General features: G+C 70.9%; 12 protein-coding genes. 11 read left to right on the forward strand and 1 reads right to left on the reverse strand.

The window, feature by feature from the left end; genetic code table 11:
* Nucleotides 1-105: 105 nt before the first annotated feature.
* The 4 genes from SY2F82_RS31750 (at nt 106) to ffh (ending at nt 5,890) form a co-directional block, all read left to right on the forward strand.
* Complete coding sequence (locus tag SY2F82_RS31750; protein ID WP_200422611.1) at nt 106-1,446, forward strand: ammonium transporter; 1,341 nt, start codon at nt 106-108, stop codon at nt 1,444-1,446.
* Entirely contained in the window at nt 1,443-1,781 is a 339-nt protein-coding gene (locus SY2F82_RS31755; RefSeq protein WP_103839971.1) for a P-II family nitrogen regulator, read from the forward strand. Before SY2F82_RS31750 ends, SY2F82_RS31755 begins: the two co-directional genes overlap by 4 nt.
* A 25-nt stretch (nt 1,782-1,806) precedes the next feature.
* On the forward strand, nt 1,807-4,251 hold the full coding sequence (locus SY2F82_RS31760; RefSeq protein WP_200422612.1) for a [protein-PII] uridylyltransferase: 2,445 nt from the start codon (nt 1,807-1,809) through the stop codon (nt 4,249-4,251).
* Nucleotides 4,252-4,339: 88 nt separating this feature from the next.
* A complete protein-coding gene (gene ffh / locus SY2F82_RS31765; protein ID WP_200422613.1) occupies nt 4,340-5,890 on the forward strand; it encodes a signal recognition particle protein in 1,551 nt (516 codons plus the stop codon).
* Between the two features lie 82 nt (nt 5,891-5,972).
* On the opposite strand, the gene SY2F82_RS31770 is transcribed toward ffh, so the two are convergent.
* A complete protein-coding gene (locus SY2F82_RS31770; RefSeq protein WP_200422614.1) occupies nt 5,973-6,833 on the reverse strand; it encodes an SAM-dependent methyltransferase in 861 nt (286 codons plus the stop codon).
* A gap of 237 nt (nt 6,834-7,070) precedes the next feature.
* Between SY2F82_RS31770 and proS the strand changes: the two genes are divergently transcribed.
* The 7 genes from proS (at nt 7,071) to rplS (ending at nt 12,262) form a co-directional block, all read left to right on the forward strand.
* Nucleotides 7,071-8,486 carry a proline--tRNA ligase gene (gene proS / locus SY2F82_RS31775; protein WP_200422615.1) on the forward strand — a complete coding sequence of 472 codons (1,416 nt, stop codon included), beginning with the start codon at nt 7,071-7,073 and terminating at the stop codon, nt 8,484-8,486.
* 260 nt (nt 8,487-8,746) lie between these two features.
* Nucleotides 8,747-9,343, forward strand: a complete 597-nt coding sequence (locus tag SY2F82_RS31780) for a hypothetical protein (RefSeq protein WP_200422616.1) — start codon at nt 8,747-8,749, stop codon at nt 9,341-9,343.
* Between the two features lie 302 nt (nt 9,344-9,645).
* Nucleotides 9,646-10,074 carry a 30S ribosomal protein S16 gene (gene rpsP / locus SY2F82_RS31785; RefSeq protein ID WP_200422617.1) on the forward strand — a complete coding sequence of 143 codons (429 nt, stop codon included), beginning with the start codon at nt 9,646-9,648 and terminating at the stop codon, nt 10,072-10,074.
* A gap of 2 nt (nt 10,075-10,076) precedes the next feature.
* Nucleotides 10,077-10,316 carry an RNA-binding protein gene (locus SY2F82_RS31790; protein WP_007384965.1) on the forward strand — a complete coding sequence of 80 codons (240 nt, stop codon included), beginning with the start codon at nt 10,077-10,079 and terminating at the stop codon, nt 10,314-10,316.
* A gap of 81 nt (nt 10,317-10,397) precedes the next feature.
* Nucleotides 10,398-10,943 carry a ribosome maturation factor RimM gene (gene rimM, locus SY2F82_RS31795; protein WP_200422618.1) on the forward strand — a complete coding sequence of 182 codons (546 nt, stop codon included), beginning with the start codon at nt 10,398-10,400 and terminating at the stop codon, nt 10,941-10,943.
* Complete coding sequence (gene trmD, locus SY2F82_RS31800) at nt 10,940-11,773, forward strand: tRNA (guanosine(37)-N1)-methyltransferase TrmD (RefSeq protein ID WP_200422619.1); 834 nt, start codon at nt 10,940-10,942, stop codon at nt 11,771-11,773. The genes rimM and trmD overlap by 4 nt, the downstream gene beginning before the upstream one ends.
* A 138-nt stretch (nt 11,774-11,911) precedes the next feature.
* Entirely contained in the window at nt 11,912-12,262 is a 351-nt protein-coding gene (rplS, locus tag SY2F82_RS31805) for a 50S ribosomal protein L19 (RefSeq protein WP_200422620.1), read from the forward strand.
* The last annotated feature ends 26 nt before the right edge of the window (nt 12,263-12,288 follow it).

The following is a 12,288-nucleotide window of genomic DNA, read 5'->3' on the forward strand; positions in this document are numbered from 1 at the left end:
ACGGCGCTGCGTCAATCTCGTGGCCCATAACCCCCACGCCCTCATGACCGGACCGCTCTCCGGCTTCGCCCGCACGGGGCCGTACCAACCGACGAGGAGACGCCGATGGCACCAGCCGCCATCACGCTTGCGGCGGACGCACCCAAGCTGTCGTCCGCCAACACAGGTTTCATGCTCATCGCTTCAGCCCTGGTGCTGATCATGACCCCGGGCCTGGCCTTCTTCTACGGAGGCATGGTCCGCGTCAAGAGCACCCTCAACATGCTGATGATGAGCTTCATCAGCATGGGCATCATCACCATTCTGTGGGTGCTCTACGGCTTCTCCCTTGCCTTCGGCACGAACAACAGTTTCATCGGCTGGGACTCCGACTGGTTCGGCCTCCACAAGATCGGCCTGACCGAGCTCTGGCCCGGCTACACGATCCCGATCTTCGTGTTCATGGTCTTCCAGATGATGTTCGCGATCATCACGCCGGCCCTGATAAGCGGCGCCCTCGCGGACCGCGTGAAGTTCTCGGCCTGGTCGCTGTTCATCGCGCTGTGGCTCACGATCGTCTACGTCCCGGTCGCCCACTGGGTCTGGGGCTCCGACGGCTGGGCCTTCAAGCTCGGTGTGATCGACTTCGCCGGTGGCACCGCGGTCCACATCAACGCCGGTGCGGCGGCGCTCGGCGTGATCCTCGTCATCGGCAAGCGCGTCGGCTTCAAGAGGGACCCGATGCGTCCGCACAGCCTTCCGCTGGTCATGCTCGGCGCGGGTCTGCTGTGGTTCGGCTGGTTCGGCTTCAACGCGGGCTCCTGGCTCGGCAACGACGACGGCGTCGGCGCGCTGATGTTCGTCAACACGCAGGTCGCGACGGCCGCCGCCATGCTGGCCTGGCTCGCCTACGAGAAGATCCGCCACGGCGCGTTCACCACGCTGGGAGCCGCCTCCGGCGCGGTCGCCGGTCTGGTCGCGATCACCCCGTCCGGCGGTGCGGTCTCCCCGCTCGGCGCGATCGCCGTCGGCGCCATCGCCGGTGTCGCCTGCGCCGCGGCCGTGGGCCTGAAGTTCAAGTTCGGCTACGACGACTCCCTCGACGTCGTCGGCGTCCACATGGTCGGCGGCATCATCGGCTCCCTGCTGATCGGCTTCTTCGCCACCGGCAAGGGCCAGTCCACCGCCACGGGCGTCTTCTACGGGGACCACAGCTTCACCCAGCTGTGGAAGCAGTGCGCCGGTGTCGGCGCGGTGCTCGCCTACTCCCTGGTCGTCTCCGCGGTCCTCGCCTTCCTCCTCGACAAGACCATCGGCATGCGGGTCACCGAGGACGAGGAGGTCTCGGGCATCGACCAGGCCGAGCACGCCGAGACCGCATACGACTTCAGCGGCGCGGGTGGCGGTGTCGCCGGGACCGTCGCCTCGGCCCTGGCCGCCACGGAGACCAGGAAGGTGGACGCATGAGGCTCATCACCGCCGTCGTCAAGCCGCACCGGCTCGACGAGATCAAGGAGGCCCTCCAGGCCTTCGGGGTCCACGGACTGACGGTCACGGAAGCGAGCGGCTACGGTCGGCAGCGGGGACACACCGAGGTCTACCGCGGCGCCGAGTACACGGTCGACCTGGTACCCAAGATCCGTATCGAGGTGCTGGCCGAGGACGACGACGCCGAACAGCTCATCGAGGTCATCGTCAAGGCGGCCCGCACCGGCAAGATCGGTGACGGCAAGGTCTGGTCCATCCCGGTCGAGACGGCCGTACGGGTCCGGACCGGCGAGCGCGGACCCGACGCGCTCTAGACACGCACGGAACAGGAGTCGCTGGGTGACGAGTACGGACGCACGTACGGAAGCAGAGGGCTCGGGACCCAGCGGCTACGCGGCGGCCCGGCTGCGCCTCCTCACGGAGGGGGCGCAGTCCGGGCCGCCGCGCCGTGCCGCCCTGTCCGACCTGACGGACGCCTGGCTCGCGGAGCTGTTCGCCGCGGGCGCCGAGGGAGTGCGCGGTGTGTCCCTGGTCGCCGTCGGCGGGTACGGCCGCGGCGAGCTGTCCCCGCGCAGCGATCTCGACCTGCTCCTGCTGCACGACGGGAGCGACAGCAAGGCGGTCGCCGCCCTCGCCGATCGCATCTGGTACCCCGTGTGGGACCTCGGTCTGGCCCTCGACCACTCCGTGCGCACCCCGGCGGAGGCCCGCAAGACCGCCGGTGAGGACCTCAAGGTGCAGCTCGGCCTGCTGGACGCCCGGCACCTGGCGGGCGACCTCGGGCTCACCGCGGGCCTGCGGACGGCCGTGCTGGCCGACTGGCGCAACCAGGCGCCGAAACGTCTCCCCGAACTCCAGCAGCTGTGCGCCGAGCGGGCCGAGCGGCAGGGCGAGTTGCAGTACCTGCTGGAACCGGACCTCAAGGAGGCCCGGGGCGGGCTGCGCGACGCCACGGCCCTGCGGGCGGTCGCCGCCTCCTGGCTCGCGGACGCCCCGCGCGAGGGTCTCGCCGACGCCCGGCGCAGGCTCCTCGACGTACGCGACGCGCTGCATCTGGCCACCGGACGCGCCACCGACCGGCTGGCACTGCAGGAGCAGGACCAGGTCGCCGCCGAGCTGGGCCTGCTGGACGCCGACACGCTGCTGCGGCAGGTGTACGAGGCGGCGCGCGTCATTTCGTATGCGAGCGACGTCACGTGGCGTGAAGTGGGGCGTGTGCTGCGTTCGCGCGCCGTACGGCCGAGGCTGCGCGCCATGCTGGGCGGCGGCAAGCCGGTCGCCGAGCGGTCCCCCCTGGCCGAGGGCGTGGTGGAGCAGGACGGCGAAGTCGTCCTCGCGCGCGCCGCGCGCCCCGAACGCGACCCCGTGCTCCCGCTGCGCGCCGCCGCTGCCGCCGCCCAGGCGGGCCTCCCGCTCTCCCTGCACGCCGTGCGGCGCATGGCCGGCTCCGCGCGCCCCCTGCCCACGCCCTGGCCCGCCGAGGCGCGCGAGCAGCTCGTCACCCTGCTGGGCTCCGGCCGCCCGACCGTCGAGGTCTGGGAGGCCCTGGAAGCCGAGGGCCTGATCACCCGCCTGCTGCCCGACTGGGAGCGGGTGCGCTGCCGCCCGCAGCGCAACGCCGTGCACCTGTGGACCGTGGACCGGCACCTGATCGAGACGGCCGTGCGCGCCTCCGAGCTGACCCGCCGCGTGGGCCGCCCCGACCTCCTCCTGGTCGCCGCGCTCCTGCACGACATCGGCAAGGGCTGGCCCGGCGACCACTCCCTCGCCGGCGAGACCATCGCGCGTGACGTGGCCGGACGCATCGGCTTCGACCGCGACGACGTCGCCGTCCTCGCCACCCTCGTACGCCACCACCTGCTCCTCGTCGAGACCGCGACCCGGCGCGACCTGGAGGACCCGGCCACCGTCAGTTCCGTCGCCGAGGCCGTCGGCTCCCAGAGCACCCTGGAGCTGCTCCACGCCCTCACCGAGGCGGACGCGCTCGCCACCGGACCCGCGGCATGGTCGACCTGGCGCAGCGCGCTCGTGACCGACCTGGTGAAACGGGTCTCCGCGGTACTGGCCGGCGACGAGCCCGCCGACCCCGAGGCCGCCGCGCCCACCGCCGAGCAGGAACGGCTCGCGGTCGAGGCGTACCGCACCGGCGGCCCGGTCCTGGCACTGCGCGCACAGACCGAGCCGCCCGCCGAGGAGCCGTCCGGCGAACCGGAACCCCTCGGTGTGGAACTCCTCATCGCCGTGCCGGACCAGCCGGGCGTGCTGCCCGCCGTGTCCGGGGTGCTCGCCATGCACCGCCTCACCGTCCGCACCGCCGAGCTGCGCGCCCAGGACCTGCCGGACGGCATGGACGGCTCGGTGCTGCTGCTCGACTGGCGGGTCGCTGCGGAGTACGGCTCCCTGCCCCAGGCGGCCCGGCTGCGCGCCGACCTCGTACGCGCCCTGGACGGTTCCCTGGACATCTCGGCCCGCCTGGCGGAGCGCGACGCGGCCTACCCGCGCCGCCGGGGCGTGGTGCCCCCGCCGCCGCGCGTGACGGTCGCCCCCGCGGCCTCCCGCCACGCGACGGTGATCGAGGTCCGCGCCCAGGACGCACCGGGGCTGCTGTTCCGGATCGGGCGGGCACTGGAGAAGGCGGGGGTGCGGGTGCGCAGCGCCCACGTCTCCACGCTGGGCGCCAACGCCGTGGACGCCTTCTATGTGACGACGGGCACGGGCGCGCCGTTGCCGGCGGAGGACGCGGTGTCGGTGGCACGGGCCCTGGAGGGGACGCTGCGGGGGTGAGGTCGGCGGGCGGGGACGTTTTCCCCGCGCGGCCGGATACCCTGGAGGGCAGCCCAAGACGACCCCGACCCCGAGGACCGACGCCGCCGTGTTCGACACCCTCTCCGACCGCCTTAGCGCGACTTTCAAAAGCCTCCGCGGAAAAGGCAGGCTCTCCGAGGCGGACATCGACGCCACGGCGCGTGAGATCCGCATCGCGCTCCTCGAAGCCGACGTGGCCCTGCCCGTGGTCCGCTCCTTCATCAAGAACGTCAAGGAGCGCGCCCTCGGTGCCGAGGTCTCCCGGGCGCTGAACCCCGCCCAGCAGGTCCTCAAGATCGTCAACGACGAGCTGGTCACCATCCTCGGTGGCGAGACCCGCCGCCTGCGCTTCGCCAAGCAGCCCCCGACCGTGATCATGCTCGCGGGTCTGCAGGGCGCCGGTAAGACCACGCTCGCGGGCAAGCTCGGCAAGTGGCTCAAGGAGCAGGGGCACTCCCCGCTCCTGGTCGCCGCCGACCTCCAGCGCCCGAACGCGGTCAACCAGCTCAGCGTCGTCGCCGAGCGCGCCGGCGTCGCCGTCTACGCACCGGAGCCGGGCAACGGCGTCGGCGACCCGGTCAAGGTCGCCAAGGACTCCATCGACCACGCGAAGCAGAAGGTCCACGACATCGTGATCGTGGACACCGCGGGCCGCCTCGGCATCGACCAGGAGATGATGCAGCAGGCCGCGGACATCCGGGACGCGGTCTCGCCCGACGAGATCCTGTTCGTCGTCGACGCCATGATCGGCCAGGACGCCGTGAACACCGCGGAGGCCTTCCGTGACGGCGTCGGCTTCGACGGTGTGGTGCTCTCCAAGCTCGACGGTGACGCCCGCGGTGGTGCGGCCCTGTCGATCCGCCAGATCACCGGCAAGCCGATCATGTTCGCGTCGAACGGCGAGAAGCTCGACGACTTCGACGCCTTCCACCCGGACCGGATGGCCTCCCGCATCCTCGACATGGGTGACCTGCTCACCCTGATCGAGCAGGCGGAGAAGACGTTCAGCCAGGAAGAGGCCGAGAAGATGGCCTCGAAGCTGGCGTCCAAGAAGGGCCAGGACTTCACCCTGGACGACTTCCTGGCCCAGATGGAGCAGGTCAGGAAGATGGGCTCCATCTCCAAGCTGCTCGGGATGCTGCCGGGCATGGGCCAGATCAAGGACCAGATCAACAGCATCGACGAGCGCGACGTCGACCGCACCGCCGCGATCATCAAGTCGATGACCCCGGGCGAGCGCCAGGACCCGACGATCATCAACGGCTCGCGCCGCGCCCGTATCGCCAAGGGTTCCGGTGTCGAGGTCAGCGCGGTGAAGAACCTCGTCGAGCGGTTCTTCGAGGCCCGCAAGATGATGTCCCGCATGGCCCAGGGCGGCGGCATGCCCGGCATGCCGGGGATCCCGGGCATGGGCGGCGGCCCCGGCCGTGCCAAGAAGCAGCAGAAGAAGGCCAAGGGCAAGCAGCGCTCCGGCAACCCGATGAAGCGCAAGCAGCAGGAACAGGAGGAGGCCGCTCGCCGCGCCGCCGCGGCGCAGGGCGGGGGCGCCTTCGGCCTGCCGCAGCAGAGCGGTCAGGAGTTCGAGCTGCCGGACGAGTTCAAGAAGTTCATGGGCTGACCCGCGTTCGACGCGTACGACTCGTTCGACTCGTACGACGCCGGGGGCGCCCCTCTGAGGAGGGGCGCCCCCGGCGCGTCGTCTAGGGGATGCGTGCGATCAGGTAGCGGAAGACGTTCGGCATCCACACCGTGCCGTCCGCACGCCGGTGCGGATGCAGCGCCTCCGCCAGTTCCTTGTCGACCTGCTCCTGGTCCGTCGTGTCGATGGCCGCGTCGAACAACCCCGTCGACAGCATCCCCCGCAGCGCGCTGTCCATGTCGGCGTATCCGAAGGGGCAGGCGACCCGCCCCGACCCGTCCGGCCTGAGCCCGCAGCGCTGCGCGGCCTCCTCCAGATCGTCGCGCCGGGCCGGCCGCCAACCGCCCCCGCCACGTTCCGGATCGGCCAGTTTGGCGGCGACACGCAGGACGGACGCGGTGCTGCACCGTTCCGGCGGACCCCATCCGGCGAGCACCACCGGCGTCCCGCGCTCCGTGAACGGCGCCGCGGCCACCAGCTGCTCCTCAAGGGTCTCGGCGTCACCGGCCGCACAGCCGATCGGCTCGAACGCGGTCACCAGGTTGTATGCCGGCTCATCGGCTGCGGGCGCCGCGTCCCGTGGCGAGCCCTCCACGATCCGGGCACCGGCACACGCGCGCGTGCCCCACGGCGCGGGCCCCAGCCGCTCGCGCGCGAGCGCCAGTCGTTCGCACGCCCCGCAGTCCACGCCGGTGACCGATGCGCCCCGGGACGCGGCCATCAGCAGCGCCAGCCCCGTACCGCATCCGAGCCCCAGCAGCCGCGTCCCGGAACCCACTTCCAGCCGCTCGTAGACGGCCTCGTAGAGCGGCACCAGCATCCGCTCCTGAATCTCCGCCCAGTCACGCGCGCGTGCACCCCGGTCCACGCGAGGAACCGCGCCCGCGTGGGAAAGGTGCTGCCGCACGGGCGTAGGTGTCATCGAAAGCGCCCCAATCCGCCGTGAGTTGCCGCTGTCTGACGATGCCGTCCCCCGTGACGTGCCCTCGCACTCGGCCCCCGTGGCCCCCGTATGGCCTCCGTATGCCAGGAAACTCCGCGCCCGTCGTGGCGTCCAGGGGTCGTGGGGTACTCGGTGTGCGCCGTCCGCGCGCCCCTGGTCCGCCCCCGGGCGAAAAATGATGCACCGGGCACACGCGTGCCCCCGTACCATCGCGCCATGGCAAAGGCGCCCGTCCTCACGCCCCGGGCGGAGGATTTTCCCCGTTGGTACCAGGACATCGTGAACAAGGCCGAACTGGCGGACAACGGGCCGGTGCGCGGCACCATGGTGATCCGACCGTACGGGTACGGGCTGTGGGAGCGGATGCAGCAGGAGATGGACGCCCGCATCAAGGAGACGGGCACTCAGAACGCCTACTTCCCGCTGCTGATCCCCCAGTCGTATCTGACGAGGGAGGCCGAACACGTCGAGGGCTTCGCGCCCGAACTCGCCGTGGTCACGCACGGCGGCGGCAAGGAACTGGAGGAGCCGGCGGTCGTCCGGCCCACCTCCGAGACCATCATCAACGAGTACTTCTCCAAGTGGATCCAGAGCTACCGCGACCTTCCGCTCCTGATCAACCAGTGGGCCAACGTGGTGCGTTGGGAACTCAGGCCGCGGCTCTTCCTGCGCACCTCCGAGTTCCTGTGGCAGGAGGGCCACACGGCGCACGCCACCTACGAGGAGGCCCGGGACTTCGCGGCCCGTATCCACCGCGACGTCTACGGGGACTTTCTGCGCAACGCCCTCGCGACGGACTTCGTGTCCGGCCGCAAGACGGCCAGGGAGCGCTTCGCCGGCGCGATCAACACCCTCACCCTCGAAAGCATGATGGGGGACGGCAAGGCCCTGCAGATGGTCACCAGCCACGAGCTGGGCCAGAACTTCGCCAGGGCGTTCCACACGCGGTACCTGGCGAAGGACGGCAGACAGGAACTCGTCTGGCAGACCTCCTGGGGCTCCACCACCCGCATGATCGGCGCCCTGGTGATGACGCACGGCGACGACGACGGTCTGCGAGTCCCGCCACGCCTCGCCCCGGTCCAGGTGGTCGTGCTCGCGATCAAGGGCGATGAGACGGTTCTGGCCACGGTCCGCGAGACCGGCGACCGGCTGAGGGCGGCGGGCCTCCGCGTCCACGTGGACGACCGCACCGACACCCCCTTCGGCCGCCGCGCCGTCGACTGGGAGCTCAAGGGCGTGCCCGTACGCGTCGAGATCGGGCCGCGTGACCTGGAGAACGGCACCGCGATGCTGGTCCGCCGGATCCCCGGAGGCAAGGAGCCGATCCCGGTCGACGCGCTCGCCGGGATGCTGCCCGGGATCCTCGAGGAGGACCAGGCGCTGCTGCTGGAGCAGTCGCGGGAGCGCCGGGAGTCCCGCACGGCGGACGTGTCCACGATCGAGGAGGCCGTCGAGGCGGCCGCCGCGGGATGCTGGGCGCGCATCCCGTGGGCCGTGCTCGGCGAGGACGGCGAGGCCGGGCTGGCCGAGCACGCGGTGACCGTACGGTGTCTGGTCGCCGAGGACGGGTCGGTTCCCGACGCCGACGACGCACCCGGTAACGTCGCCGTCGTTGCGCGCGCTTACTGAGACAGCGGACGGTGGGCCGAGAGCGGCCGAAACGCCTCTTGCGTATCCGAGGACCACAGCAGCCCCGGCGTGCGGAGTTCCTCTACGCGCCGGGCCGTAGGCGTCGCTACGCACCACCTTGGGATGAGCTGTGCGGCTTCTCCGCAGTTCGGCGCACCCGCCCTCGTCAGGACGCATCAGCGGCAACTGACTGGTACGTGCAAATTATTTGGGATGCCCCGGAATAGGAACACGGGGGGCCTCAGGCTCGTTGTCATTACGTGAGCACGACACCACCTGTTCTCGCCGCAGAGCTGGCGCAGGCGTGGGCCGACATTCAGCGGTACCACCCCGAGCTGCCCGATCTTGCCGCGCCCGAGTCACTGATCGGAGAGTCGTCGTCCGCCTGCGGGCACGAACTCTCCTTCGAGCGACTGCTCCATGAAGCAGTCCACGGCATCGCCGCCGCGCGCGGAGTGCGCGACACCTCCCGTGCCGGCCGCTACCACAACCGCAGATTCCTCGCGATCGCCGAGGAGCTGGGCCTGGACCACCCCGAGGAGCCGCACCCGAGCAGCGGCTTCTCCCTGGTCACGCTCAACCCCGAGGCGAAGCGGCGCTACCGCCCGACGATCGAGCGGCTCCAGCGCGCGCTCAAGGCCCACTCGCAGGCGACGGCCGCCGACACGGCCCGCACGTTCCGGGGCCCGGCCGCCCGCCACGGCTCCTCCGGAGGCGGCGTCCGCGTCAAGGCGGTCTGCGACTGCGGCCGCAACGTCCGTGTGGTCCCCTCGGTCCTGGCCCAGGCCCCGATCGTGTGCGGCGGCTGCGGAAAACCCTTCCGCATCCCCGAGCCGGTGGGAGCGGCGGCAAGCTGAGCCGACGGCTGCTCGTGGCGGCCGTACCTCGCTTGCTCAGGCATCCGTGAGCGCCGGGTGGCGTGACCAACGCCCGGGGGACCCCGGCGCCGGGTGCCTCTTCGGCATGTCCGCACCCGTGCACACCGCCCCCTCGGCCAGAAGCGACCCGCAGGGTATGGCACAATGGCTAGCTGTACTCGACAGCCGCACAGGACCCCTCTCTCCTCCGGCTGACGCGTCCATCGGGCACTCGGGTACCGCAACCCCACGCGGCCACTTCGCCGTGCCCAACCACGTCAAATCCAGGAGAACCCACTCCCGTGGCAGTCAAGATCAAGCTGAAGCGTCTGGGCAAGATCCGTTCGCCTCACTACCGCATCGTCGTCGCCGACTCCCGCACCCGCCGTGACGGCCGGGCGATCGAGGAGATCGGCAAGTACCACCCGACGTACAACCCGTCGGTGATCGAGGTCGACGCCGAGCGTGCGGCGTACTGGCTCTCCGTCGGCGCTCAGCCGACCGAGCCCGTGCTCGCCATCCTCAAGAAGACCGGCGACTGGCAGAAGTTCAAGGGCGAGCCCGCCCCGGCGCCGCTGCTGCAGCCGGAGACCAAGGCCGCGCGTCCGTCGTTCGAGGCCATCAGCGGCGAGGACGAGGGCAAGGGCGAGGCGATCACCCAGAAGAAGAAGGCCGAGAAGAAGGACGAGGCCCCGGCCGAGTCCTCTGCGTCTGAGTCGACCGAGGCCTGAGCATGCTCGAGGAGGCTCTCGAGCACCTCGTGAAGGGCATCGTCGACAACCCTGACGATGTGCAGGTGGCCTCGCGCACCCTGCGTCGCGGGCGTGTGCTCGAGGTGCGGGTCCACCCCGACGACCTCGGCAAGGTGATCGGCCGCAACGGCCGCACCGCACGTGCTCTGCGCACCGTCGTGGGCGCCATCGGCGGCCGCGGCGTCCGGGTCGACCTCGTCGACGTGGACCACGTTCGCTGAACCAACGCAGCACCGGCTCGGGCCGGGGAGGGCCACTGGGCCGTCCCCGGCCCGTAGTCGTATGACAGGAGATCAAGCACAGTGCAGCTGGTAGTCGCACGGATCGGCCGCGCCCACGGGATCAGGGGCGAGGTCACCGTGGAGGTCCGTACCGATGAGCCCGAACTCAGGCTCGCCCCCGGCGCCGTACTGGCCACCGACCCCGCCTCGGCCGGACCGCTGACCATCGAGACGGGCCGGGTGCACAGCGGCCGCCTGCTCCTCCGCTTCGAGGGGGTGAGGGACCGCAACGCCGCCGAGGCGCTGCGCAACACCCTGCTGATCGCCGAGGTCGACCCCGACGAGCTGCCCGAGGGCGAGGACGAGTACTACGACCACCAGCTCATCGACCTGGACGTGGTGACCGAGGACGGTGTCGAGGTCGGCCGCATCACCGAGATCTCGCACCTGCCCACACAGGACCTGTTCGTCGTCGAGCGCCCGGACGGGACCGAGGTGATGATCCCCTTCGTGCAGGAGATCGTCACTCGGATCGACCTCGAGCAGCAGCGGGCCGTCATCGACCCCCCGCCCGGGCTGATCGACGACCGCGCCGAGATCGTCTCGTCGAGGGACGAGGGCGCATGAGACTCGACGTCGTCACGATCTTCCCCGAGTACCTGGAACCGCTGAACGTCTCCCTCGTGGGCAAGGCACGCGCGCGTGGACAGCTCGACGTCCATGTGCACGACCTGCGGTCCTGGACGTACGACCGGCACAACACCGTCGACGACACGCCGTACGGCGGCGGCCCCGGCATGGTGATGAAGACCGAGCCCTGGGGCGAGGCCCTGGACGAGATATTCGCCGACGGCTACGAGACCGGCTCCCACGAGCCCGCGCTGATCGTGCCGACCCCCAGCGGCCGCCCCTTCACCCAGAAGCTCGCCGTCGAACTCTCCGAGCGCCCGTGGCTGGTCTTCACCCCCGCCCGCTACGAGGGCATCGACCGCCGCGTCGTCGACGAGTACGCCACCCGGATGCCGGTGTACGAGGTGTCCATCGGGGACTACGTCCTCGCCGGCGGTGAGGCGGCCGTCCTCGTCATCACCGAGGCGGTGGCCCGGCTCCTGCCCGGTGTCCTCGGCAACGCCGAGTCCCACCGGGACGACTCCTTCGCCCCCGGCGCGATGGCCAACCTCCTCGAAGGCCCCGTCTACACCAAGCCACCCGCCTGGCGCGGCCGGGGCATCCCCGACGTGCTGCTCAGCGGCCATCACGGGAAGATCGCCCGCTGGCGCCGAGACGAGGCCCTGAAGCGCACGACGGCCAACCGGCCCGACCTGATCGAGCGCTGCGAGCCCGCCGCCTTCGACAAGAAGGACCGCGAGATGCTCTCCATCCTGGGCTGGACGCCGGACCCGGAGGGCAAGCCCCACGGCCGATTTTGGCGCAGGCCGGACGGCATGGAAGAATAGTGCGCTGTTGCCCGCCGTCCGGCGTGCGCCCCTGCCACAGGGGGACACGACGCCCGCCCCGACGACGGCCACCACTCTCTTGCCGAAAAAACTACGTACCGCCGATGACCTGTGGCATCGGCGAAGAAAGCAGACGAAATGTCTCACCTGCTCGACACCGTCGACGCCGCGTCGCTGCGCTCCGACATCCCGGCCTTCCGTCCCGGTGACACCGTCAACGTCCACGTCCGCGTCATCGAGGGCAACCGCTCCCGTGTGCAGCAGTTCAAGGGCGTCGTGATCCGCCGCCAGGGCTCCGGCGTGCGCGAGACCTTCACGGTCCGCAAGGTCTCCTTCTCCGTCGGCGTCGAGCGCACCTTCCCGGTGCACACCCCGATCGTCGAGAAGATCGAGCTCGTCACCCGCGGTGACGTCCGTCGCGCCAAGCTGTACTACCTGCGCGACCTGCGCGGCAAGGCCGCGAAGATCAAGGAGAAGCGCGAGAACTGAGCGCCTGAGGGAGTTCACAAGGGGGC

Origin of the sequence: Streptomyces sp. Y2F8-2, from assembly GCF_014905555.1 — a bacterium.
GTDB classification, from domain to species: Bacteria; Actinomycetota; Actinomycetes; order Streptomycetales; family Streptomycetaceae; genus Streptomyces; species Streptomyces cynarae.